The organism is Pseudomonas lurida (assembly GCF_002563895.1).
Classification (GTDB): domain Bacteria; phylum Pseudomonadota; class Gammaproteobacteria; order Pseudomonadales; family Pseudomonadaceae; genus Aquipseudomonas; species Aquipseudomonas lurida.
Genome location: NZ_PDJB01000001.1, coordinates 1,763,280 through 1,786,724, shown reverse-complemented (window position 1 = coordinate 1,786,724; position 23,445 = coordinate 1,763,280). Strand labels below are relative to the sequence as shown.

Sequence of the window (23,445 nt, the reverse complement as noted above, 5' to 3'; positions counted from 1 at the left end):
CGGCTTGAAATAATGAGGTTTAGCAATGACTTCTCTCAGCCCTTCCCTTGAGCTCAGTCCCGAGCTTGCAGCTCATCCGGCCTATTCGCGAGTGTTCCAGCCCGAAGGCCTCACCTTCGGATACATCATGCCCTTGGAGGGCTATCCGAATTCACCGTTTCCCACGCTGCAGGATCATCAACGCCTTGCTCGCATCGCGGACGAGGCTGGATTCGCAAGTCTGTGGATGAGAGATGTGCCCTTCTATGACCCGAGCTTTGGTGACACAGGGCAGATGATCGACCCCTTCGTCTACCTTGGATATTTGGCAGCCGTAACTAAAAAAATTGCTTTGGGAACCACAGGAATCGTTCTTCCACTGCGCGAGCCGTTGATCGTTGCTAAACAATCTGTGTCGGTTGACCAGCTCACCGGTGGACGATTCTTGTTAGGGCTCTCCAGCGGAGATCGCCCGATCGAATATCCAGCATTCGGGATTGATTTCGAAGCGAGAGAAGAACGATACCGGGAAGGCTTCGAGCTGATTAAGACAGTCACTGAAAATAGCTTCCCAAGCGTCTCAACCAAACTTTTCGGCCATCTGAAAGGTTTGCTAGACATGGTACCCAAGCCAGTTGGCCCTCGACTCCCCATGATTGTCGTGGGCCGGGCCCGTCAGACGCTTGAGTGGATAGCCAATAATGCCGACGCCTGGATTTGGCATCTGAGCGACTTCAATCGTTTGCCCGGCCTCATCCGCGAGTTCCGTTCTGCCAGTCAGATCGGCAATGTAAAACCATACGGCTACGCGACGTTTTTCGATCTGGCGAAGGATCCGAGCACACCGCTGGAACGCGGCTACAACGGAATAAGGATCGGGCGTAATGCTCTCGTGGAGCTCTGGAAACGGCAACAGGATGAAGGTGTTTCACACGTCGCACTGAATATCAAACCTCTGCAGCGACCAGCCGCTGATGTCCTGGAGGAGATGGCTGAGTATGTCCTGCCACACTTTCCCATAGGCCAACCTGCCTCGCAGGTGACCCAGTGACCGGCTCAAGTGATCGCATCGACATTAAGGGCGTTATAGCCACCTTTCTGCAAGCCTGGCAGAGCAATACTTGGGAATCTGCTGGGGGTATATTCACTGACAATTGCCAGTTGGTGACAAGCCACATGTCCGCTCATGAGGGTGGACGCAAGATTGTCAGAGCTTTCCAGCAAGACCGTGCCAAGGCTGATGGCTTTTCAGTGAAGGCAACTAATCACTATGTGGGAGGTGGAGAAACCGACGCCACTTTCAGTTTCTACGCCTATGGCCATATCAGCAAAGCCACAAAGTCGGCCACACTCGGATTTGGAATGACTGTCACGGGCTCTCTGAAAAAGACAGCAGGCACCTGGCGCCTCGACAGCGTGCTGATTGCCTTGAATTGGGTAACCGGGGACTACTCGCTTGCAATTCACTGGCAGCTTCCGCCAGGTGACGACGGATGGAGGATAGGCGATCCAGCCCCCACAATCGTTAGCGAGCTGAATTCGCCATGGCTTGCTTTCCCTAACTCAACGGCTTCGGTGACCAGTGCGGAGTGTATTGCTGAAACCTACGCTCGTTACTCATGGGCGCTGGATCAGGCTGACATGCAGCAGCTTGCTCATTGCTTTACCAACGACGCCAATGGTGATTTCCAGCCGATGGGCCTTATTGAAGGGCGCCACGCGATCATCGGCTCCTTCAAAGAATTTCGCAGGCCCTGGCCGTGGATGCAGCATTTCGCGGAGGTGCTGGAGATCAAATCTGACGAGGAAAAGGGTGTAGCGGAAATGATTGTCGGCAGAGTCATTCCTGGAAACTCACACACGCAAGATGGCACGCCTCTTTATGGCGCGCATTATCGGATGCGGCTTCGTCGCAAGCATGAAGGATTCTGGCAACTGACCTGGAGCGAGTACCGCCCAGGCTGGTTCAATGCCAATGAAGCACCAAGAGCTTAGTCCCTTCCTGGAAACGCTCTAGGGCCGTGGCGCCGTACTATCTCGGACGACGAGTTCGATTTGTATGCGCTCGCGGCGTGCAAGTGGGCGCCCCTCGATCAGCGCAACGATGTTGTTGGCGCTGCTGATACCAATTTTCGAAGTCGGCACCCTGACGGTCGTCAGGGCTGGCACGCAGGCAGCCGCGAACTCGATATCATCGAACCCGCTGACTGATAGTTCTTTGGGGACGTCGATCCCAATGGAGCGCGCTTCCGCCAACGCTCCGATACAGGTGAGGTCAGTGCTGCAGACAATGGCCGTAGGCTTGGGGTTAAGCTCCATAGCAATCCGCAGCCCGGCGCGCCCTCCCTCAATCGTGAATGGCTGCTCAATAATCCGTTCACTTGAAAGCTCTATCCCTGACTCGAGTAGCTGAGCGGTGATTCCTTTCAGACGGTATTTTGCCCGTTCGTTGTTAGAAACAACGCCACTGATCATGGCGATACTTTGATGACCAAGGCTAAGCAAGTGCCTGGCTATCAATCGACCACCCTCCTCATTGCTGAATCCCACGCAGTGATGGTCGTGAGCACCATCTAGCGACCACATGAGAATGAATGGGCATTGAGCGGCAGTTAGTGCTTCATAAATTTCAGGACTATGTTCAGTACCCACTAACAGTAGGCCTTCAACGCCCCGCTCAATCATGTTCCTTACGTTTACCAGTTCCTGCGCCTGGTCGTATTCATGGGAAGAAATGATTAAGTGATACCCAAGCTCCGTTAGCCTTAACTGGAGGGCCTGGACGGCTTCAGCGAACGCAGGGTTATTAAACGTAGGAAAAACGGCTCCGATGCTGTGCGTGCGCCTGGATGCCAAAGCACGCGCGGCCCCGTCTCGCACGTACCCGAGCTCTTGAACAGCTGCTTGTACTTTGGCCAGCGTGGCAGGTTTCACTAAGTGCGGGACAGCCAATGCTCTTGAAGCACTCCCCATCGAGACGCCCGCCAATTCAGCCACATCCTTGAGCTTCGGTTTCTCGATTTTTTTCATTGGAGATTCAGCATCCTTGATCGTAGCGCGGAGACAGGACGATCAGAAGAACGCCCTCGATTTGCGCAGAGGATGATAAGCCAACAGCCTGCCGTTCGGGAGCCGTTAATTGGAGGGAAAAACCTGAGAACAGCGTTTCTGCTGCCCCCAGGCAAAGACACTTATTTAATGACTATCGGATTCACAGGAGCTCCAGTTCCGCCAACGACCTTTAGAGGGGCTGCGGTGTAGAGGAACGTCCACTGCCCGTCCTCAGCGCAGTCCTCAGCGAGAGGATCAAGCTGAGCGATCTCAGTGAGAGTGATGCCCAAGTTCCTCATGAGTGCGTTGTGCAACGGCAACGCAACCCCTGACACGGGATCGACGGTGACTTCGTTAGCAATGGTGTCGGTGACGATGTTCGGAATCTCCATCTCCTGAAACCACTTCACCAGCTCAGGGCTGTAGGTCAGGCCTGGCTCGATAAAGTCTTTGTAGAACTCTTCCGGATCGCGTTTATAAAACGAGCCGATCCATCCAGTGCGGATGATGAGAATGTCGCGCTTGTTGATAGAGACGCCTTGCGCCCGGGCCGCAGCCATTAAATCCTCATGGTTGAACGTTTCACCTGCATCCAGCACGTCTTTACCACGGTGGCGCGCTATGTCGATCAGAATGCCTCGGCCAACGATGCCTTTTTCACCCAATGGAGCAACGCTCGCCTTGGCCAGGGAACCGATAGTGGTATCGGCGCTGTAGCCATTCCAAATCTGATCGTCGTACCAGACATGCCCAAGGGCGTCGTACTGAGTTGACCCTTGAAGATGAAAAAACATCACGTCGTCGGCGAACTCATAAGAGCCCGGAAAATGTGGGCCTTTGCCACAGTTGTAGTGACCACGATCCATGATATTCATGCGTTTTGACTGGGAGCGACCAGGCCAGACCGGGTCACCAGCAGGATCTGCCATCCGCACCTGCAAAGTAAATGTCTTGCCTTGCTTGACCTCTTTGACCCCTTGGAGAACTTCGATACCTGTAAGGTAGTTGAGGGAGCCTACCTCATCATCCGGGCCCCACTTACCCCAGTTCTTAGGGGAGTCTTTGAGCAAGTCATGAATATGCGGAACGGTCTTGTCTGTCATTTTCTGAGCCTCTTTTATTCTTGGATTAGCTGTGCTGCATTTAGCGTTTAGTTGAAACGTTCAAATCGTTGTCCCAGCTCGTCGGCACGAGCGAGTCCTCGGATGAGTCGTTCAGCCGTAAGGGGTGGCGCCATATTTTTCGCGTACACCGCACCCAGTGTTGCCTGGACGACAATGTCCAATTCCTCAGAGGTAAACGCAGAGGTCTGGCCAAGGCCGTCGAGGGTGACGGGAAGATTCACATCATTCAGAAGCTGTGCGACCTCTAGGATCTCTGAGTCTGGGCGCTCTTCGACGGACATCTGCACCAGCGTCCCGAATGCGACAAGCTCACCATGCAGCATGGAAGTAATCGCAGGAATTGACGTAAGACCTCGCACAAGCGCATGGGCTAACGACAAGCCGCCACTCTCAAACCCAACGCCACTGATAAGGACGGTTCCTTCAACAACCCGCTCGACATCATCATTAACCTCGTGCCGGCCTACTGCTTGGTAAGCGCTGTACCCGTAGGTCATAAGCGTCTTAAACACAGCCTCTGTTAGCAGCAATGCAGTGTTCAACGCTGGAGTACCAAATGAGTTATTGCCTCCGGCAGACTGACATTGTTGCGCCTCAAACTTTTTACTGATGGCGTCGCCGATGCCTGCGGCGAAAAACCTTGCAGGCGCACGGACAATCACTTCGGTGTCCACGACTACTGCAGAGGGGTTCATGTTCAGGTACTCGACACCAACGACCTTGTGCGCTTCGTCGTAAAGCACAATCAAACGGCTGGTTGGGGCGTCGCTGGAAGCAATGGTCGGGCATACGACAATGGGGACGTTAAGCTGAGCAGCCATCCCTTTAGCCGTGTCAATTGTCTTACCCCCGCCCAAAGCGATGATGGTGTCTGGCCTGTAATCAGCTGATCGCTCACAGAGAGACGCAATTGCAGCTTTAGTGCATTCACCAGGAAAAACGATACTGTTCGCCTCGAAGCCATGCTCTGACAATGCATTCCCTACCTCAGGCCACAGATGCCTCGAGACGAACTCGTCGCATAAGACCAAAGGGCGCGATTGCCCCATATCCGAAAGGATTCTGCCAAGCTGCTTTAGCGCGCCTGGCCCTTGCTCGTATCGGCCAGGAAAACCCATTGTTCGAACCATGCCACCACCCGCTGCTGAAAACTGTGAGATAAATCGTTACGTTGAATACGAGCCCGGTTGGATCAGCGCATCAACCAGCCACCTGCCACATCCACGACTTGGCCCGTGATGAAGTCGCTGTCGTTTGAAGTCAAAAAGCATGCTGCTTTAGCTACCTCAAGTGGCGTTCCAAGACGGCCCAACGGAGTCTCATCAACGACTGCCTGGTTCGCTTGCGCAGAAACGGTTTTAAGAAGCGGCGTTTCGATGCGTCCCGGAGCCAGTGCGTTTGCAGTAATGCCATAGGGCCCGAGCTCGCCTGCCAGGTGACGGGTAAAACCGATAATCGCGGCTTTAGTAGCGCTGTAATGCGCCGCGACAATAGGCAAATAGGCGCTGCCGGCGACGGAAGACATGTTCACGATTCTTCCAAAGCCCCGCTCAACCATTCCCGGCGCGATTGCCCTAACCAGGTTGAACGAGCCAGTGAGGTTGATGCCGACGACCCTTTCCCATTCCAGAGGATCCATTTCCCAAATCGATGCGGGTGCGCCCTGATGTTTGGGTGACACGCCTGCATTGTTGATCAAGGTGTCGATCGGGCCGAGCTGCTCACTAAGCTTAAGACAGGCTCGACTGCATTGAGCGAAATCTGATACGTCAGCTTTAGCCCAAGCCACCAAATGTCCGGCAGCACTGAGTTGCCGGGAAAGCTCGGCAACTGACTGCTCGTCGAAATCTACCAAGGCAACCCGCGCGCCCTCCTCGCAGTACAGCCGGGCAATTGAGGCACCGATGCCCCCTCCTGCCCCGGTAATGAGAACTGTGCGTCCTGAATGTCGAAAATTCGTCATGCCAAATTCCCCGCGCTGAAAAAACAGAAACAAGAGGCGGTGATGCTCAAACGCGTCCGATGCCGCGCTGGCTGACTGAAAATTTCGGACTCATGTAGGCGGGTGGTTTTAGGAGATTTACGTGGCGAAGCCAGTGCCCCCGTGCCGGAGCGGTCTGTGACTTTAGGTAAGAGAGTGGCGAGGGCAGCCTGCGTCGTTGACCGAGCGAAGGCTAATGATGCAGTGACCATTATGATCTCCAGACTTGCCTAGGAAAACGGCAAATATGAATCGATTCATTCTCATAGCCTGCGGCCCTAAGCCAACAAAACAAATGATCTTTTCACGACTCTATTTTTTGTATTTATTCTCTAAAGAGATATTTATGAAGCGCTTCATTTTTATTCGGATATTTGACCGCTGTCAAGCTGTCTGCACGGTCACTTCCCCGCAAGGAGCGCCAGTAGCTCCTACGAAACGCAGTCATGTGCATCTGCGCCAATCATATTGAGGATGTGAAAAACACCGGCGCACTAAGCCTCTGAGGCACTGGCTCCTTCGGCAGATGCACGGAACACGGGCGCAGTGCCCACGCCTGGGAGTCGATGCTCAAGTGAGATGAATACGCGATGCATATGCTAGGTATCGACTAGACGAGCGCGCCTCGCTCACGGGTCAGGCAGAGTGAATGCCTTCCGCAGAATGCTGCTCCCATGGTGGGCATGGTGACCAAGCCTCCACGAGCTTATCGATGAAGAGTCGAATTTTTGGAGATAGGTGCCGCTTGCTAGGGTAGATCACCCGAATAGGCTCTGCGGCCTCTGCATAGCCAGCGAGCAATTGAACAAGTTTGCCGCTCCTCAAATCGTCGTTCACCACGTAGGAAGGAAGAGTCGCGATACCCAAGCCAGCTACTGCTGACTGGTGTAATGACTCAGCACTGTCCATCTGTAGCCTTCCACCATGAGTAACGGACACAGAGCTACCATTCACGCGAAAATTCCAAGGAAGCAATCTCCCACCACTCACGAAATGCAGGCACTGGTGCTCGGATAAGTCCTCCGGCGTTTTAGGCTCGGCATGCTGATCCAAATATTTGGGGGAAGCGCAGGTAATCATTTGTTGGTAGGCCACAGTGCGCGTTAACAACCGAGAATCTTCCTTCGGTGGCCCGATGCGCATGGCCAAATCAAATCCCTCATCGATCAGATCGACCAGCCTGTCAGAAAAGGTGATATCCACGCTCAGCGAGGGCCAATCCTTAAGGCAGCACTCAATGTGCTGAAGGACATGAAGTCTGCCCAGCGCAACCGGCAGACTCATCCGCAGTCGCCCACTGGGTGTCGAACGACGAAACGCAAGGGCATCCTCCACGTCGTCCAGATCCTGAAGAACGCCCACGCAGCGCTCATACAGAACCTGGCCGTCATCCGTCATGCTTAAACTGCGCGTAGTGCGATTCAGTAAACGCACCTGTAAACGAGCCTCGAGCCTGACTATCGACTTCCCTACTGCAGAGCGCGTAAGGCCAAGCTGTTTTGCCGCCGCAGTGAAGCTTCCAGCGTTTACCGAGCTCACAAACGCGGCAATATCATTCAGGTTATGGAGTTCCATACGGCCTCGGAGGTCTCAACGTTCGGGCGGCTTAGCACCTGTTATGGGGAACCCTATTCCCCAATACTAAGCATAGTATCTCAATTAGCCAATCCACTCCCAGCGATCAATTGAGGTCATTATGAACACTAAAGTCCAAGCAGCCGTCCAAACCTGGGCCAATAGCCTTAGCGATCTGGTACCCGTTCTTAAGGGAATCGATACCACCACAAAAATGAGCGACATCCGCGACTCTTACGCAAAAATGCTCGCGCAAAATCCAGCGCCAGCTGGCGTTAAATTCGAAGCAGTCGACATGGGTGGCGTACCCGGCACACTGGTTACTCCGGACGAGATCAAAACCGACGCGGTCGTGATGTACATCCACGGCGGCGCCTACATTGTAGGACGTCCAGACGGCTACCATGGTATCGGCGGCAACTACGCAAAAATGCTCGGTGCTCGTGTGTACATGCCGGACTACCGCCTCGCTCCTGAGCACAAGTTCCCAGCCTCTATTGACGACACATTGCGCGCCTACGAGTGGCTGCTTGAGCAGAAAATCCCGGCTAACAAAATTGCGTTCTCTGGCGAGTCGGCTGGCGGCGCGATGGTTGTCAGCGTTATGGTGGCTGCGAAATCCAAAGGGCTTCCACTACCTGCAGTTGGTTCGTCCATCTCGCCATGGGCGAACCTTGAACACACCGGTGCTTCCATGAGCAACCGTGAAGGTCTGGATCCTCTGAACTCCAAGCCTGTCTTGGACATCCTCGCCAGAGCCTTCCTAGGCGACACATTGGCCAATCATCCTCTGGCCTCACCTGTGTTCGCGGACGTCACCGGTCTTCCACCAATCTTGGTGCAGATCGGCGAGAACGAGCTGATGTTGAGTGATGCAATGCGCCTTGCAAATCACCTGGCTGATAACCGAGTTCGCGTGAACCTGGAAGTATGGCCTGCGATGTTCCACGCCTGGCACTTCTACGCCACCATGCTGCCAGAAGGTCAGCAGGCTATGGAGAGTTCCGTTCGCTTCATCGAGGCTGGCTTGGCCGACGCTAACCGCTAAAACGCAGAACAACCGCGATAGCTTTGTGGCTGTCGCGGTTTTGCTCATCCTGCTTCTATAAAAGCTTCATCAGGCTATTCAGAGAGCCTGAGTAAGCGCCCTGCACAACCCGAAAAAATTTCACCAAACGCCCCTTCTTGGCAGGCGGTGTCCACTGAACTCAGAAGATGGTTTTTCCGATGACACCAGACCGCAGCACGATCAACCCAAGGGTCTATGCGCTGACCTTCACTGCATTTGTAATGCTCTCCTCTGAATTTATCGTAGCAGGTTTACTACCTGAAATTGCAACATCGCTAGCCATCACTATTGGCGCGGCGAGTGGGCTGGTGACAGCTTTTGCTTTAGGCATGGGCATCAGCGCGCCCATCATTGGTGTGCTAGCACACCGAGCCTCGAAACGATCCCTGCTCATCGCCGCGTGCGTGGCACTTGTTCTCGGGAATGGGATTTCCGCAGTCTTTAGCGACTACTACATCATCCTCATTGGTCGCGTACTAGGAGGAATCGGTGTTGCTGTTTTCTGGACAAACGCCGCTTTGGCCGCGAAGTCACTGTCGCAAGGCCGCAATGAAAGCATGGCGATTGGTAGAGTCTTGGTAGGAATCTCGATCGCATCGGTCGTAGGCGTCCCAGTCGGCAAACTCATCGCTGACGCCACCAATTGGCGGATGGCAATGTGGATGATGACAGCGCTGAGCAGTGTGGCTTTGCTAACCGTGTGGATTTGGGTGAGGCCTACAGAAGAATCGCGGCAGAAAGAAAATCTGCGCGACACCCTCCGTGTAGCCTTCAAGCCTGACGTCTCAATGACCTTGGTCAGTTCATGCTTAATGTTTGCTGGCGTTGCTTCGGTATTCAACTTCTTGGCTACCTTCCTGGAAAAGGAGACCGGCTTCGGTGAGATGAACGTCACACTGATCCTATGTCTCTACGGAGTCGCAGACATTGCGAGCAATTTGATCCTATCCAAACGCGTGAAAGATGATCTTGAGCCACTGTTCAGACGGGTCTTGGTGACCATGGCCGTGGGCATGTGCGCCCTGTCAGTGTTTAGCAATCTCACATGGACTGTCCCACTCGCCGTCATCATCGTTGCCAGCAGCCACGCTGGTGTCAGCCTGCTTATCGGAATAGACGTGCTAAAAAGGGCTGGAAACGCTGGTCAGTTGATCAACGCTATAAACGTATCAATGATAAATCTAGGCATCGGCATTGGTGCAGTCATCACTGGGTTGCTGGCAGATCGCGTGGGCGTTAGCTGCATAGGCTGGGTTGGCGCATGCTTCATTGCTCTGGCGCTGTGTACCCGATGGAAAATCGAACGCAGCCACTAACAGCATAATGGCTGAGCCGTAAACGGATGCTTGAAAGTGCATGAGCATTAAGTAAGTGCTGGCCAATGCGGGACATGGCGCGTCGATACACAAGCTTCACGGGTTCAGCGGGCCGACTGCTGGAACTAACGCTCTGCTATCGCACTAATGAAAAGACACCCTGGGCCCTTTTGTACTCAAATCAAAATCACTCGGTCAGCCAGGACTCAACGATGGCGGATCCATGTTCTCTGCTCTAAGTTTTATACGCGCCACTCAATACGCGAATTCATGCCCCAGTTCACTTTCCATCCACTCTAAAAATCGTCTGACGCGCGCAAAGCTGGAGTGCGCTTTTGGGAACACAAGATGATGAGCGGCTACCGGCGCGCTGAGTGATTCGGGCGCGACCTCGACCAACGCGCCCGAGGCCAGGTACTTCTGTGCGAGCAGCGTACTTTCAAGTGCGAATCCAAGCCCGTGGCTGGCGGCTTCCAGTGACATGTAAGATCGATCAAAGCTCAACGCGTAAGGTCTTTCCGGTCGAGCTAAACCATGTTGGGCAAACCATTGGGGCCACTTGAGTAGCGTGGCTTCAGACAACACCAAATCACAATCCAGTAAATCCGAAGCAACCTGGATGGGTCGTTGCGCAAGCAATTTCGGTGAGGTCAGGACGGCGAATTTTTCATTTTGTACTGTACGAACCTCATAGCTTGGCCAGTTGGGCATGCCATGACGGATATCCACATCAATCTTGTCGCGGCTGAAGTGCAAAGACTCGTATGAGCATGACAGGTTGAGCTGAATATCGGGATTACTCGCGCGAAACGCCTCCAATCGCGGCATCAGCCAGAGCAGGCCGAAGCTAGGCGACGAATGCAGCCGAAGACAGTCGAGACTGACATCGCTGGCAGCACGCTCGGTTGCCACTGCAAGGCTGTGGAGGATCCCGGAGACTTCTTTCAGGTACTGCTCCCCCACCGGAGTCAGGGAGACACCACGTGCCGCTCGCACGAATAATTGCCGGCCAATCATCCCCTCAAGCTTGGCCAACTGATGACTAACAGCTGATGGCGTTAAATCTAATACTTCCGCTGCCCTAGCAACGTTTCCGAAGCGAGCCGTCTGCTCGAAGGCCTGAATTGCTCTCAGCGGTGGAAGGATGATTGGCGTGTCGGCATCAGTGCGCATGGCGTCCTCATTACATTTTTTAGATTATTGGACTGTCTTTTATTCAATCACCTAGTGATCGGCTTGACGAGTGCTGAATTTTTTTCAGCATCGAGTGATATTTACGTTATTGCTCAGGACACCCTCGGAGAACAAGCTGAGCCCATCGGTTCTGCTTGGATCGACCAATAAAAACAATTTGAGGTACTCCTACATGCTTCTCCAAGGCAAAGTCGCAATCATCACTGGTGCTGCATCTGCCCGTGGCATTGGCCGCGCGACAGCGACCACTTTTGCGCAACAAGGGGCTCACGTCGTGATCCTCGACCTGGATGAGTCCGCTGCTTGTGATGCCGCAGCTTCTCTTGGCGAAGGTCATCTCGGTCTTGCCGCCAACGTTGCCGATGAATCGCAGGTTCAACAGGCCGTTGCCAAAATCATAGAGCACTTCGGTCGCATCGACGTACTCGTCAATAACGCTGGCATCACCCAGCCCCTCAAGACTCTGGACATCCGTCCCTCTGATTACGACAAAGTGCTCGACGTCAGCCTGCGCGGCACGCTGCTCATGTCACAGGCGGTGATTCCGCTCATGCGTCAACAGTCTTCCGGCAGCATTGTTTGCATGTCCTCCGTTTCTGCTCAACGCGGCGGCGGCATCTTCGGCGGCCCTCATTACAGCGCCGCCAAGGCAGGCGTTCTTGGATTGGGCAAAGCCATGGCGCGTGAGCTAGGGCCAGACAACATTCGCGTCAACTCCATCGCACCCGGCTTGATTCACACCGACATCACCGGCGGCTTGATGGAGGATGATCGTCGCCACGCGATCATCGACGGTATTCCCTTGGGCCGACTCGGTGCCGCACAGGATGTCGCCAACGCAGCATTGTTCCTGGCCAGCGACCTATCCTCTTACCTCACAGGTATCACGCTGGATGTGAACGGCGGCATGTTGATTCACTGAGTACATCTGGGCGGGCATGCGCGGCCCGTGCGGTTCTGGATCGACGATACGTCGGGTTTGATGTCCCGGCGGTCAATAAAAACAAGAGATCAGACCATCATGACAACCCTGTCGCTCGAAGCGGTTTCGACCGTGCGTTCCAATGCTTACCGTAAAACTGCCTGGCGCCTGATGCCATTTCTAATGCTGTGCTACCTGTGCGCCTATCTTGATCGCGTCAACGTCGGGTTTGCCAAACTGCAGATGATGAACGATCTGGCGCTCAGCGAAACTGTCTATGGACTTGGCGCTGGCATGTTCTTCATTGGCTACTTCCTCTGCGAAGTCCCCAGCAACATCATTCTCCACAAGGTCGGTGCGCGTGTCTGGATCGCACGCATCATGATCACCTGGGGCATCGTCTCGGCGATGTTTGCCTTCGTCGAAACCGCATGGCAGTTCTATGCCCTTCGCTTTCTTCTAGGCATTGCTGAAGCCGGTCTCGCGCCTGGCCTGTTGCTCTACCTGACCTACTGGTTTCCATCCTATCGTCGCGCACGCATGACCGTGTTGTGGTTCATCGCCATTCCGTTGTCGGGGATGGTGGGTGGCCCCCTTTCCGGCTGGATCATGAATCACTTCGCCGGCGTTCATGGCTGGGCGGGCTGGCAATGGATGTTCGTTATTGAAGCCGTTCCGACCGTTGTTGTTGGTCTTTTGGTTCTGAGTTACCTGAAGGACGGGGTGCATCAGGCCACCTGGCTCAACGACGAAGAAAAAGCCCTGATCACTCGGGAGCTGGCGGAAGACGACCAACAGAAAGTCACCCATGCCTCCGTCGGCGAATTCGTTCGCGACCGTCGTTTGTGGTTACTGGCTGCGATCTACTTCTGCGTGGTGATGGGACAGTACGCAATCACTTTCTGGCTGCCCACCCTAGTGCGTAATTCAGGCGTTTCCGACCCTCTGCATATCGGCTTTCTTACCAGCCTGCCCTACCTCTGCGCCATCGCCGCCATGCTGTTGGTTGGGCGCAGTGGTGACAAGCATCGTGAGCGCCGCTGGCATCTCATCGTGCCGATGATTGCCGGCGCTATCGGCTTGAGCCTAGCGGCGCTAATGGGGGGAAATCCAACCCTGTCCATCCTCAGTCTTTGCCTGGCCGCATCCGGCATTTTGTCTGCGACCTCATTGTTCTGGATGTTGCCGACCACGCTGCTAGGTGGCGTTTCTGCCGCCGCCGGCATCGCGGCGGTGAACAGCTTCGCCAACCTCGCAGGGTTCTGCTCGCCCTATCTGATCGGCTGGATCACCACAATCACGGGCTCCAGCGCCATCGGCATGTACCTGATCACCGGCGTGCTGTTCGCCGGCGCCGCTCTGGTGCTACGCATCCCCGCAGCCTTGGTCAATCGTTGAGTTAATGGAGTTTCACCATGACTACTAATCCTTCACTCGCTTCATCCACGACCCTGGTTGAACGCGCACATAATATCCGCCGCCATGCGCTGCGAATGGGACAAGTACAAGGACAGGGCTATGTTGGCCAGGCCCTCGGTGCTGCCGACCTGCTGGCGGTCTCCTACTTCCATGCCATGAACCATCGGCCAGAAGATCCTGAATGGGAACAGCGAGATCGCTTCTATCTCTCCATCGGTCACTACGCGATTGCGCTGTACGCGGCCTTGATCGAAGCCGAAATCATCCCACTCGATGAGTTGGAAACCTACGGTTCGGATGACAGCCGCCTGCCGATGTCGGGAATGGCCGCCTACACCCCCGGCATGGAAATCACCGGTGGTTCGCTGGGTCAGGGCTTGGGCATCGCAGTGGGTGCCTGTCTCGGCCTCAAACGCAAAGGCTCGTCCTCCTTCGTTTACAACTTGCTGTCGGACGGCGAACTGAATGAAGGCTCGACTTGGGAAGCCGTGATGTCGGCATCGCACTGGAAGCTCGACAACCTAATCGCCATCGTCGACGTCAACAACCAGCAAGCCGATGGTTACTCCAGTGAAATCCTATCCTTCGAGCCCATCGTCGATCGCTGGCAAGCTTTCGGCTGGTTCACCCAGCGAGTCGACGGCAATGACTTGGAGGCACTGGTCACCGCGTTCGATGCCGCACGCAATCATTCTGGCACTCAGCCACGGGTGATCATCTGCGACACAAAAATGGGTAAAGGCGTGCCGTTCCTGGAAACCCGCGAGAAGACCCACTTCATCCGCGTGGAAGAACACGAATGGGATCTGGCACTGAGCAACCTTGAAGAAGGAAAAGACCAATGAGCAACGCCGCTAACATTCCGACTTCAACTGGCGAGCCAAGCAAAAAACGCCTGACTACCTCGGCGATGATCGCTTCTATTGCCTCTGAAGGCCAAGCGACTAAATCGGCCCCGTTCGGACACGCATTGGCTGCATTGGCTGACCAGCGCTCGGACATCGTCGGTCTCTCCGCTGACCTGTCCAAGTACACCGACCTGCACATCTTCGCCAAGGCACACCCGGATCGCTTTTATCAAATGGGGATGGCCGAACAATTGCTCATGAGCGCTGCGGCAGGCATGGCGCGGGAAGGTTTCGTACCCTTCGCCACTACATATGCCGTGTTCGCATCTCGCCGCGCGTATGACTTCATTTGCATGGCGATATCAGAAGAAAACCTTAACGTCAAAATCGTCTGCGGTTTACCCGGCCTCACCACAGGGTATGGCCCAAGCCACCAGGCCACCGATGACCTAGCGATCTTCCGCGCGATGCCAAACCTGATGATCGTCGATCCCTGCGATGCACTGGAAATCGAGCAGGCCGTGCCTGCAATCGCTGCGCATCAAGGCCCGGTCTACATGCGTTTACTGCGTGGCAATGTCCCGCTGGTGCTGGACGAGTACGGCTACAAATTCGAGATCGGTAAAGCCAAAACTCTGCGCACTGGTAACGATGTTCTGATCATCTCTACGGGTCTGATGACGATGCGTTCATTGGAAGCAGCAAAGCAGCTTCAGGCGGACGGTATCGAAGTCGCAGTGCTACACGTCCCAACCATCAAGCCGCTAGATGAGCAAACCATCTTGGCTGAAGCCCGAAAGTCCGGACGTTTGGTAGTCACAGCCGAAAACAGCTCGATTATCGGTGGACTCGGCGAGGCTGTTGCAGGGTTACTTCTGCGTAACGGCGTAACTCCTACCTTCCGGCAAATCGCTTTACCCGACGCATTCCTGGACGCGGGCGCACTGCCGACGCTACATGATCGGTATGGCATCTCAACAGCAGCTGTATGTGCGCAAATCAAAGCTTGGCTGTAGGCCTCTGTGCAAGGCGCCTTAGTTTGAGGCGCCTTTTGCAAGGTTACATTGCGTGGCATAGGAAAATGCTCAACTACATAATCCGTTCCTGCAGCCTTTTAATTACCGGCGCGGAAGTCTGGTAGCTGACGATGCTACACGACAGAAAATCACGGCGTACGAGGGATACAACAGCATCAGGTATCTTTCGATCAACGAGGAGCGAGAGAGCAAACGCGTTAGTGTTTTTAAGCACCAAAAAAAAGGGCCCTCCCGGGCCCATTTTATTCGAGCGCTAAAACTACTTGTTGAGCCAGGACTCAACAGTCGCCGCGCCGTGATCACTTTTCCACTGTTTCAAGCCTCTGTGATTACCACCTTTCGTCTCAATGGTTTCACCGGTGTGTGGGTTCTTATAAACCTTCACCTGGCGGGCCTTGCGTTTGGCTTTAGGTTCGGATACTGGAGCGCGACGACCTGCTTGTGGATCAAGCAGATTGATCACATCTTTCAGGCTGTACCCATGGGCGCAAAAAAAGCCTGTCGAGCGACTCCGCCAAAGCTGTTTGGAACGAGCTGCTTATTTGGTTAGTCTTGCGGTCAATATGGCGACTTCAAGGGAGCCCTTCGGGTGATCAAACCGATAATGCTGTTACGCCGAGGCTTTGCCTCAATGCGCTGGCGCACCAGGGTCACGTTATGGATTGCGGCAACCATTGCAGGCCTACTGGTGGTGGCTTTCGCAAGGCTGGCAGACATGGCACTGGCACAGTTTGCTCAACAGACCGCTGAGCGAGCATGGCTTCCTCTTATTTACACCCCACTGATCGGCATGCTCGTAGTCTGGCTGACGACGCGCTTTTTCGAAGGCGCCCAAGGCAGCGGAATACCTCAGGTAATCGCAGCAACACGACTTGCACGTCAAGGTAAGCCCATTAACAGACTGGCTTCATTGCACATTGCTTTCGCCAAGATAAGCCTTGGAACTCTGGCGCTGACCGGCGGCTTTTCGGCGGGGCGTGAGGGCCCCTCAGTTCAGGTTGCCGCATCCATCATGCACTTCTTCCACCGCTTCCTGCCCAATGCGCGAATCGTCCGCAGCGAGGATCTCATTCTGGCGGGAGGTGCAGCGGGTATTGCGGCAGCATTCAATACGCCCCTAGCAGGGATCGCATTCGCTGTAGAAGAACTAGGACGCAAGCTAGAGACCCGTACCAGCGGCGTTCTTCTTAGCACCATCATCCTCTCTGGGATGGTTGCCATTGCCTTGCAGGGAAACTACAACTACTTCGGTCATTTCGGCATTCAGGACATAAACCTCGACATTGTCGTCCCGGCATTAGTCATAGGAATTGGATGTGGGCTATTGGGTGGTTTGTTTAGTCGAATGTTGTTATGGCCGCAGCGGCATCCACACTTCATCATCTGGCAATGGCGGCGCCTGCACCCGGTGTGGTTTGCCGGCATCTGTGGATTGGTCGTCGCCATCTTAGGTTGGTTGAGCGGCGGAATGTCGTTCGGTAGTGGGTACGGCATTACTTCTCAGGTCATCGCATCCGATGTAGTCCTGCCATGGCACGCCCCCATTACTCGCTTCTTAGCGACCGTAGTGACCTACTTCTCTGGTATTCCAGGAGGTATTTTCGCCCCCTCGCTCGCTGTAGGGGCCGCAGTCGGCGCCAATACCGCAGAGCTATTCCATCTGGCCGCGCAGCCCACTATTGCACTCTGCATGGTCGGATTTCTGGCTGCAGTTACTCAGTCGCCAATCACCTCCGCAATCATTGTGATGGAGATGATTGATAGCCACAGCATGGTGATCAGTCTCATGGCGGTAGCCCTGATCGCCAAAGCTGTCAGTTCGAGAATGGGCCCTGAGTTGTACCAGCAATTGGCGCGAGGCTTTCTCGAGAGTGCAGAACCTGCTGCCGCGCCAAAGAATCCAGCTCGATAGACCTTATCGTGTCATCGTTCTAGCCAGAGCGTTCAGTTGATCCTTCTCATGCTGCAGCGCTAACGTGGTCTCTGCACGAGTCATCAGAAGATCCACGTGCGTGTCGCATGGATCTTTAAAGATCGCTGGGTTTATTTCAGCGAGACTGATGAGGGCTTTCACCAGGCGCACGTTAACTTCCAGCAAAGCTGCACCGTCCCTGCTGATCGGGGCAAAAAAATCATCGAACAGATCATCAACCGTCAATCCTCGGATAAAGACCTGTTTACACCTTTGGTCTGTTTGCGAGCCAGAGACGTGAGGTTTGCTCCAGCAAGTTAGAGTCCTCACTCCCCGGCCAATGACATCGATGGCTGTTCCTGGGTCGTTCACCGCAGGCGATAAGGCGCGAGAAGCGATTTCCGAGAGAACACAAAGTCCGAAGCGTGGATCATTTTCAAAGGTTCGACGGACGCCTATCGTCAGAGCCTCTAGAACCATCTCACGTGCAGTATCGATATCACCGTCCGACGTGTTGCCCAAGCTCACAATATGCAGGAGTGGCATTCCCTCGTGCACAAATGTCCCCGGAAGCACCTCCAGATAAATCTGTACTTGATCGTCCTGCGCGAAAGCTCCGAGTGCGCTTACATCAATATGTTGCACGTAACCTGTCAGCTCACTTTTGACTGTGATTGCGCCAGGAGGTAGCGAAAGATCGGTCGGGTAAGCTGAACCGCCTAAGTAGGGCCACTGAACTCGTTGAGTGATTGCCGTTATCGCAGCCTTCTCGACGCGGTCGATGGTTTCTCCCACCCGTCCAAGTTTTGACAGGTGGTCGATCCAGCGCAAGAGGGTGTAAACGATCAAGATCACCACAATTATCGTCACTGCGAACAGCAACACCCGACCTTGCGTGCCATAAGCACCCGTGCTCAACGCGATGATCCCCACCAGGCTAAACAGGAATGAGCCTATAAACGTGGCAAGGGCATTTTGGGTCGTCGTGTCTTCCATTACCAAGGTGGTGGCGCGCGGTGTCACTCCGCTGCTCGCGGCCCCATAAGCGGTGACCATTGTGCTCAACGAGAAGGTTGTGACGGCCAGCATGCTGGAGGCAATGATCCCCAGAATTTTGTCTACGGCATCTGCGCCGATGCGCGCTGGCAATGACTCCGGAATGAAGTCTTTGAATACAACAGCGAGCAGTGCCGTAGCCACCCCTAGAAGGGAGAATAGGGAGGCTCTGAACCACAGCCGTTTGGTGAGTTGATTCGTTACCCAACGCCAACGAGCAATCATGTGCAATCCTTCAGTGACTACGTCAGTGGACGTCGCGAGCAGCGCAGAAGTTTTATTCGGAAATTTGAAACTGGTTTTACATCCTGGCTAGAGATGAAGCATCTCACAGTTATCCGTGTTGCTGCGATTGCGAGCGTCACCTGCACGGCCCATTGCAGCGAGACGAAGAAGGGGTGCGAAAACGTTTACGTTGTTTGTTCAGGTAATGGCCGCTTCAAAGGGTCGGGTTATGCCGTGCGTGCTTAGCGAAAGATGAAAAGTGCGCCAGCAAAAGCGCACTTTTCTGTGGGGTCTAAAGCTTAAATTTGGCTACCAACTGGTTGAAGGATACTGCAAGCCTTGAGAGCTCGTGGCTCGAGGCATTTGTCTGATGTGCTCCTGTAGCAGTTTGAGCTGACAAGCTTTGAATGTTGACGAGGTTACGATCTACCTCACGAGCAACCTGTGCCTGTTCTTCTGACGCGCTTGCGATAACCAGATTGCGTTCTGTGATTGCAGCTACACCCTCAGTGATTGACTCCAGAGCAATGCCTGCAGCCTGCGCAAGCTGACGTGTGTTAGTTGCCTGGCTCTGACTCTTAGTCATGGTTTCTACTACAGAGGTAGCGCTTGTCTGAGCAGCGTTAATCATCCCCTCGATTTCAATAGTCGATGATTGGGTACGATGAGCTAAAGCTCTTACCTCGTCAGCTACTACTGCAAATCCGCGACCTTGCTCGCCCGCTCGAGCAGCTTCAATGGCCGCATTCAGAGCTAGGAGATTGGTTTGGTCAGCAATCGACCTGATGACCTCAAGCACCTTGCTGATTTCTTTCGTCTGATGAGCAAGCTCTTGAACCTGCGAGCTCGATGAGTTGATTTCCCCAACCATTCCTTCAATCGCTACAACAGCTTCTCCAACCTTACTTTTGCCAGCCATGGCGTCTTGATTGGTTCTTTGCGATATTTCTGCTGTAGAAACGGCATTGCGAGCGACTTCATCGACTGCAGCTGTCATTTCATTTACAGCGGTAGCAGCCTGTTCAATTTCGCTGTTCTGCTGAGTAAGACCCCGTGTGCTCTCGTCCGTTACGACACTCAGTTCTTCTGCTGCCGAGGCGAGCTGATCTGATGCACTGGATATATTTTGAATTGTGCTTCGAAGGCTCGCCTGCATCCCATCTAGGGAGGACAGTAATTTCCCGGTTTCGTCCTGGCTACCTGCGTCAATACGTTGCGTAAGATCTCCACCTGCAATACGCTCCGCAGCCGATACTGCATAGGAGAGTGGCCGTGTAATGAGTCGCGTAATAAGAAGACCCAGGCCCATTGCCAGGACGAACGCGATTACCATACCTGCAATCATCGTTAGCTTAGAACTTTGAATGAGAGCATCGCTTTCACTTCGGAGATCGTCTGCTTGATCATTGTTAGATGCAATTATCCCTAGCATTTCTTTCTCAGCGAAACCGTACTTATCGCTGACGTCTCCTATCAGTTGCAATCTCGCCCCTGGCAAATCCCCCGACATCAACGTATTGGCGAACTTCTCTCCCGATTTTATATAAGCAGGCCAATCCCGTTCAAAATTATCACCTAAGGCCTTTTCGTCATCGCGCAGCGGGGTGCTACGATAAATAGCAAATGCTTTCTCTACAGCACGCTGACGATCAGATAATGATTTTTGAGTGGTTGCGAGTTCCCTCTCAGCTGCACCATCAGCTTTTTGTGCTAGCAACAAGTATAGGTCTCTATTGTGATAAATCACTTGCTGCAGAGCTTCATTTACCTTGTTAATTGAAGTTATATTATTGCTAAATACAGATGAAATCGCGTCGCCCAGCCGCGAGTTGCCGTTCATCCCGACGAGCCCAATCGCGATAGTTATCAATGCGCATATCAAGAATGATATGGACAATTTTGCCGCAAGGCGTAAGTTCAAAAACCAAGTCATAGAGCTTTCTCTTCATAGGGGAGATCTGGTTAACCTTGAGGCGTGCCATTGATCAGGGAGGGTATCGGCAGGCAAGTATAATTATTGAGCTTTTTTCTCACGCGCAGCTTAAATAGATTGTTTCTTATGCTTATCACACTAACCCCAAGTAATATTAATTTTAATAACAATTCGCACTTCAATTTTTAGGGTTGGTGAATATTTACTGAGACCAACTTGGCTGATTTAGCTTCTTGTCCATTGAAGGCCGCCTTTCCCAGTTGGGTGGGAAGCAATCTGAATAGCTGATGCTTCTCTGATCCTTCCACTAGACCGAGTCAGCTGGGAATCTGAGATCGTCAATCCGGCTTAACCACAGTACGTCGGAAAACGCTGAGTAACCGGAGCAAGCGGAGCGCGCGGGCTGGCACAGCCGAAGGCGTGAAGGATGGACGCCCGCAGGGCCGAGATACGGCGGGACGCGGGAGCTCGGTTTACGACAGCCCGCCCGCGCACAGCGGCTCGCCAACAGACGTAAGTCAGTCAGATCTTGCTTGACTCAGTAGCACCACCGCCGTGGCTGAACAAAAAGCGTAAAGCAAATGCCCTCCTACATGGCTGCCAAAAACCCCAGACCTCTCACAAGCTCAGGTATCTATTCAGCCGGGCTTTTGCTGCGCACGAAGCTCACTCCACGTAACGGAGCCACAAATATGTCCGACCAGAGATCGCCTGTGCGACTGCGGAAATGCGTGCTTGTAGATCTTCATCGTTAGTGTTGTAGAGCGCACAGAAGTCTTGGGCTACGACGTTAGCAAGGGATGTATCAGGCGGTTCAGCACGAATGAAGCCGATGTAAGAAGCACCTACACCCATCAACTCATAGCCATGTGCTTCTGAAAAGTGACGCGCAACCGCAAAGTTTTTCGCAGGATCTAGGTCGGAAGTGAAATAGCCATTCGGAAAAGCGGCGAGTACCTGGCAAGAATGCTGAACGGGCACCAAGAGCGCTGAAAGGGGCTGCTCTAGAAGAGAGATAGGGTTGTTCTGGTAACCGATCCACTCCTGGAGGGCCTGCTGATCTAACGTCAAACCATGAGCGCAAGCATCCTCGAAGGACGTGGCTGCAACCAGGCTCATGAAATTGCGAAGACAGATTGCGAACTCCGCTTTCGTAGTCGGATAGCCAATGTATTCACCATTCTCAAAGCACTCTGGAGGTAAACCCGCTATGTCCTGCTCCGATGCATCGTCCATCCCTAAATTATTGCGCACATGCCCCGAGGTGTAACGGGCTTGGTGCAGATCATCGAGCGAGAACAGAGGCTTAAAGCCTGGGTGCGTTTCAGCAATCTTACGCCGAGCTTCGGTCAAATCGTCAAAGCTGGTAATCCCGCTCACGCCGTACTCGTCGCATGTACCTACAGACGGATTTTCACGCATGCCATTACCGCGAAATTCGATATCCATAAACCGTGGCCTTCTCCATGATGGAACTGAACTGAGTGAGTAATCCTAAGCGTTCCAGGATCATCATTGAAGGTCTGCCGCCGAGCGAAATAGGTCTGCCATCACATAGCAGCACGCTACGCTAACTTTGACGTTCGCAATTCGAGGTAATGTTGGTGTCCGAAACTGGCCTACCATGCAATTTCTAATCGACTCAGGGAAGAAACTGAGTGAGCGTCTGCCCAACACACTTCGCGTGATTAAACGGGTGCCCACCTGTGCGGTAGCAGTTCGGTGCGTCAGCAGTAACGTGAGCACAGCTTTGAGATAGCCCCTTGAGCCTTCAGCCTAGCCGGCACCTGCTTGATGGGCCCAGAGTTCTCGAAGATCGTATCTAGAGCACCACCTGTGCTACTCGGTTGTAGATACGGCCCGCGAATTCTGCCTTACCTTAGCGGTGAAGCATCGCCCATTAGGCCAAAGGGCCTCTCCTAGACGCCAAAAGCTCGTAAATGCTCAACCGCTGCCGCCAACAAGGACGTCCAGCTCGCGCCATGGCCTAAGATGATTTCGTCCTACGCGTTCGCAATTTTATGGAGACGCTTCTCAAGCGCCACCCTGCACAGGATCCTCAGATTATCACCGTCAAGCTTGGAGATGGTCTCTGTTCCTTGAAGATTCAATATCAACTCCTGCGCGCGAATATCATGGAGCAACGCTTCAACTGCGGTAGGTGCTTGCGCGATCAGGGCGAGTAAATGAACCGATACACGTTTAGCGGGGTGAGTATCTTTACTGGCGCCTAACATGGATTTCCACCCTAATTCTTAACGGTTGCTGCGGGCTAAAGAATTGTCCGTCTTCCAGTTAATGAGGCGACGGCGTCGAACCACGTAAGTGACCATAGGGGAAATTTAGAAATGAGCTCCAGGCTTGAAAGGCCTCATGATGACGCAAAGCTGCGGCATCCCACTTGGCTCCTGCAACCTCCTTAGAAGAAACAAGCATCATCATTGTGCTAGTTGCCGCATCTAGCTCAATTAAAAGGTAGTGGGACTTGAATCTGAAATCATCGATTCCGCTCATACGCTCGCCTTGCGACGAGCCTCACCGGAGATTCCGGAATGTACCCATCGCTGTAGTGACCGATGATTCATGAGCGCATTCAAGTGAATCGATGAACGGTCAATTAGCTTAGTGGATTCGGGGTTGAAGAGGCTTTTTAAAGACCTGAGTACCTGTGGATTTTTTTCGTGGTGTCAACCCGCAGCTCTTTGGCTCTACTAGCACCCCACTCAAATGCCTGGGTCATAGTTTGGTGGAACGAACAATACAGGAGCTCCAAAACACAGAATTAGTGCAATTGCCCATAAAGC

The 23,445-nt window shown here is 53.6% G+C and carries 20 protein-coding genes and 1 pseudogene; 9 read left to right on the top strand and 12 right to left on the bottom strand.

Annotation, left to right across the window (positions count from 1 at the left end; genetic code table 11):
* Positions 1-25 precede the first annotated feature (25 nt).
* Complete coding sequence (locus ATH90_RS08150; RefSeq protein WP_098466020.1) at positions 26-1,030, top strand: LLM class oxidoreductase; 1,005 nt, start codon at positions 26-28, stop codon at positions 1,028-1,030.
* Entirely contained in the window at positions 1,027-1,974 is a 948-nt protein-coding gene (locus ATH90_RS08145; protein WP_098466019.1) for a nuclear transport factor 2 family protein, read from the top strand. Before ATH90_RS08150 ends, ATH90_RS08145 begins: the two co-directional genes overlap by 4 nt.
* An 18-nt stretch (positions 1,975-1,992) precedes the next feature.
* Here the strand turns inward: ATH90_RS08145 and ATH90_RS08140 are convergent, their stop codons facing one another.
* The 5 genes from ATH90_RS08140 to ATH90_RS08115 form a co-directional block, all read right to left on the bottom strand.
* Positions 1,993-3,009 carry a LacI family DNA-binding transcriptional regulator gene (locus ATH90_RS08140; RefSeq protein WP_098466018.1) on the bottom strand — a complete coding sequence of 339 codons (1,017 nt, stop codon included), beginning with the start codon at positions 3,007-3,009 and terminating at the stop codon, positions 1,993-1,995.
* Positions 3,010-3,170: 161 nt separating this feature from the next.
* Complete coding sequence (locus tag ATH90_RS08135) at positions 3,171-4,133, bottom strand: cyclase family protein (protein ID WP_027620510.1); 963 nt, start codon at positions 4,131-4,133, stop codon at positions 3,171-3,173.
* 47 nt (positions 4,134-4,180) lie between these two features.
* Positions 4,181-5,272, bottom strand: a complete 1,092-nt coding sequence (locus tag ATH90_RS08130; RefSeq protein WP_240038453.1) for a glycerol dehydrogenase — start codon at positions 5,270-5,272, stop codon at positions 4,181-4,183.
* Between the two features lie 74 nt (positions 5,273-5,346).
* On the bottom strand, positions 5,347-6,117 hold the full coding sequence (locus ATH90_RS08125) for an SDR family oxidoreductase (RefSeq protein ID WP_098466016.1): 771 nt from the start codon (positions 6,115-6,117) through the stop codon (positions 5,347-5,349).
* A gap of 654 nt (positions 6,118-6,771) precedes the next feature.
* Positions 6,772-7,710 (bottom strand): LysR family transcriptional regulator, encoded by a 939-nt coding sequence (locus tag ATH90_RS08115; RefSeq protein WP_098466014.1) that lies wholly within the window; start codon positions 7,708-7,710, stop codon positions 6,772-6,774.
* A 121-nt stretch (positions 7,711-7,831) separates the two neighbouring features.
* Here ATH90_RS08115 and ATH90_RS08110 point away from each other — a divergent pair, with 121 nt between their 5' ends.
* Together ATH90_RS08110 and ATH90_RS08105 are read left to right on the top strand one after the other, a co-directional pair.
* Positions 7,832-8,758 (top strand): alpha/beta hydrolase, encoded by a 927-nt coding sequence (locus ATH90_RS08110; protein ID WP_170041103.1) that lies wholly within the window; start codon positions 7,832-7,834, stop codon positions 8,756-8,758.
* A gap of 179 nt (positions 8,759-8,937) precedes the next feature.
* On the top strand, positions 8,938-10,095 hold the full coding sequence (locus ATH90_RS08105; protein ID WP_098467653.1) for an MFS transporter: 1,158 nt from the start codon (positions 8,938-8,940) through the stop codon (positions 10,093-10,095).
* Between the two features lie 255 nt (positions 10,096-10,350).
* On the opposite strand, the gene ATH90_RS08100 is transcribed toward ATH90_RS08105, so the two are convergent.
* A complete protein-coding gene (locus tag ATH90_RS08100; RefSeq protein ID WP_098466013.1) occupies positions 10,351-11,268 on the bottom strand; it encodes a LysR substrate-binding domain-containing protein in 918 nt (305 codons plus the stop codon).
* A gap of 193 nt (positions 11,269-11,461) precedes the next feature.
* Here ATH90_RS08100 and ATH90_RS08095 point away from each other — a divergent pair, with 193 nt between their 5' ends.
* The 4 genes from ATH90_RS08095 (at position 11,462) to ATH90_RS08080 (ending at position 15,494) form a co-directional block, all read left to right on the top strand.
* The gene (locus ATH90_RS08095) at positions 11,462-12,211 is read left to right on the top strand and encodes an SDR family NAD(P)-dependent oxidoreductase (RefSeq protein ID WP_098466012.1); all 750 of its coding nucleotides are present in this window, start codon (positions 11,462-11,464) and stop codon (positions 12,209-12,211) included.
* A gap of 99 nt (positions 12,212-12,310) precedes the next feature.
* On the top strand, positions 12,311-13,609 hold the full coding sequence (locus tag ATH90_RS08090; protein ID WP_098466011.1) for an MFS transporter: 1,299 nt from the start codon (positions 12,311-12,313) through the stop codon (positions 13,607-13,609).
* A gap of 17 nt (positions 13,610-13,626) precedes the next feature.
* Complete coding sequence (locus ATH90_RS08085) at positions 13,627-14,475, top strand: transketolase (RefSeq protein ID WP_098466010.1); 849 nt, start codon at positions 13,627-13,629, stop codon at positions 14,473-14,475.
* The gene (locus ATH90_RS08080; RefSeq protein ID WP_098466009.1) at positions 14,472-15,494 is read left to right on the top strand and encodes a transketolase family protein; all 1,023 of its coding nucleotides are present in this window, start codon (positions 14,472-14,474) and stop codon (positions 15,492-15,494) included. Before ATH90_RS08085 ends, ATH90_RS08080 begins: the two co-directional genes overlap by 4 nt.
* A 280-nt stretch (positions 15,495-15,774) precedes the next feature.
* On the opposite strand, the pseudogene ATH90_RS29515 reads toward ATH90_RS08080, so the two are convergent.
* Positions 15,775-15,999, bottom strand: a pseudogene (locus ATH90_RS29515) (histone-like nucleoid-structuring protein, MvaT/MvaU family); the annotation flags it as partial.
* Between the two features lie 105 nt (positions 16,000-16,104).
* Between ATH90_RS29515 and ATH90_RS08070 the strand changes: the two are divergent.
* A complete protein-coding gene (locus tag ATH90_RS08070; RefSeq protein ID WP_098466008.1) occupies positions 16,105-17,427 on the top strand; it encodes a chloride channel protein in 1,323 nt (440 codons plus the stop codon).
* Positions 17,428-17,430: 3 nt separating this feature from the next.
* Here ATH90_RS08070 and ATH90_RS08065 read toward each other — a convergent pair whose 3' ends face one another.
* The 5 genes from ATH90_RS08065 to ATH90_RS08045 all read right to left on the bottom strand — a co-directional run bounded on the left by ATH90_RS08065 (position 17,431) and on the right by ATH90_RS08045 (position 23,155).
* On the bottom strand, positions 17,431-18,708 hold the full coding sequence (locus tag ATH90_RS08065) for a DUF2254 domain-containing protein (RefSeq protein ID WP_098466007.1): 1,278 nt from the start codon (positions 18,706-18,708) through the stop codon (positions 17,431-17,433).
* Between the two features lie 292 nt (positions 18,709-19,000).
* A complete protein-coding gene (locus ATH90_RS08060; RefSeq protein ID WP_098466006.1) occupies positions 19,001-20,641 on the bottom strand; it encodes a methyl-accepting chemotaxis protein in 1,641 nt (546 codons plus the stop codon).
* Positions 20,642-21,307: 666 nt separating this feature from the next.
* The gene (locus ATH90_RS08055; RefSeq protein ID WP_065874735.1) at positions 21,308-22,090 is read right to left on the bottom strand and encodes a DUF4253 domain-containing protein; all 783 of its coding nucleotides are present in this window, start codon (positions 22,088-22,090) and stop codon (positions 21,308-21,310) included.
* Positions 22,091-22,644: 554 nt separating this feature from the next.
* The gene (locus tag ATH90_RS08050; RefSeq protein ID WP_098466005.1) at positions 22,645-22,878 is read right to left on the bottom strand and encodes a hypothetical protein; all 234 of its coding nucleotides are present in this window, start codon (positions 22,876-22,878) and stop codon (positions 22,645-22,647) included.
* 58 nt (positions 22,879-22,936) lie between these two features.
* On the bottom strand, positions 22,937-23,155 hold the full coding sequence (locus ATH90_RS08045) for a hypothetical protein (protein WP_098466004.1): 219 nt from the start codon (positions 23,153-23,155) through the stop codon (positions 22,937-22,939).
* Positions 23,156-23,445 lie beyond the last annotated feature (290 nt).

What these genes read in the sequence shown, in the direction of transcription:
- ATH90_RS08080 (WP_098466009.1), top strand. Translation starts at nt 14,472, where the DNA reads ATGAGCAACGCCGCTAACATTCCGACTTCAACTGGCGAGCCAAGCAAA.
- ATH90_RS08060 (WP_098466006.1), bottom strand. Translation starts at nt 20,641, where the DNA reads ATGACTTGGTTTTTGAACTTACGCCTTGCGGCAAAATTGTCCATATCA.
- ATH90_RS08090 (WP_098466011.1), top strand. Translation starts at nt 12,311, where the DNA reads ATGACAACCCTGTCGCTCGAAGCGGTTTCGACCGTGCGTTCCAATGCT.
- ATH90_RS08095 (WP_098466012.1), top strand. Translation starts at nt 11,462, where the DNA reads ATGCTTCTCCAAGGCAAAGTCGCAATCATCACTGGTGCTGCATCTGCC.
- ATH90_RS08150 (WP_098466020.1), top strand. Translation starts at nt 26, where the DNA reads ATGACTTCTCTCAGCCCTTCCCTTGAGCTCAGTCCCGAGCTTGCAGCT.
- ATH90_RS08055 (WP_065874735.1), bottom strand. Translation starts at nt 22,090, where the DNA reads ATGGATATCGAATTTCGCGGTAATGGCATGCGTGAAAATCCGTCTGTA.
- ATH90_RS08140 (WP_098466018.1), bottom strand. Translation starts at nt 3,009, where the DNA reads ATGAAAAAAATCGAGAAACCGAAGCTCAAGGATGTGGCTGAATTGGCG.
- ATH90_RS08105 (WP_098467653.1), top strand. Translation starts at nt 8,938, where the DNA reads ATGACACCAGACCGCAGCACGATCAACCCAAGGGTCTATGCGCTGACC.
- ATH90_RS08115 (WP_098466014.1), bottom strand. Translation starts at nt 7,710, where the DNA reads ATGGAACTCCATAACCTGAATGATATTGCCGCGTTTGTGAGCTCGGTA.
- ATH90_RS08065 (WP_098466007.1), bottom strand. Translation starts at nt 18,708, where the DNA reads ATGATTGCTCGTTGGCGTTGGGTAACGAATCAACTCACCAAACGGCTG.
- ATH90_RS08100 (WP_098466013.1), bottom strand. Translation starts at nt 11,268, where the DNA reads ATGCGCACTGATGCCGACACGCCAATCATCCTTCCACCGCTGAGAGCA.
- ATH90_RS08135 (WP_027620510.1), bottom strand. Translation starts at nt 4,133, where the DNA reads ATGACAGACAAGACCGTTCCGCATATTCATGACTTGCTCAAAGACTCC.
- ATH90_RS08130 (WP_240038453.1), bottom strand. Translation starts at nt 5,272, where the DNA reads ATGGGTTTTCCTGGCCGATACGAGCAAGGGCCAGGCGCGCTAAAGCAG.
- ATH90_RS08085 (WP_098466010.1), top strand. Translation starts at nt 13,627, where the DNA reads ATGACTACTAATCCTTCACTCGCTTCATCCACGACCCTGGTTGAACGC.
- ATH90_RS08045 (WP_098466004.1), bottom strand. Translation starts at nt 23,155, where the DNA reads ATGAGCGGAATCGATGATTTCAGATTCAAGTCCCACTACCTTTTAATT.
- ATH90_RS08050 (WP_098466005.1), bottom strand. Translation starts at nt 22,878, where the DNA reads ATGTTAGGCGCCAGTAAAGATACTCACCCCGCTAAACGTGTATCGGTT.
- ATH90_RS08110 (WP_170041103.1), top strand. Translation starts at nt 7,832, where the DNA reads ATGAACACTAAAGTCCAAGCAGCCGTCCAAACCTGGGCCAATAGCCTT.
- ATH90_RS08125 (WP_098466016.1), bottom strand. Translation starts at nt 6,117, where the DNA reads ATGACGAATTTTCGACATTCAGGACGCACAGTTCTCATTACCGGGGCA.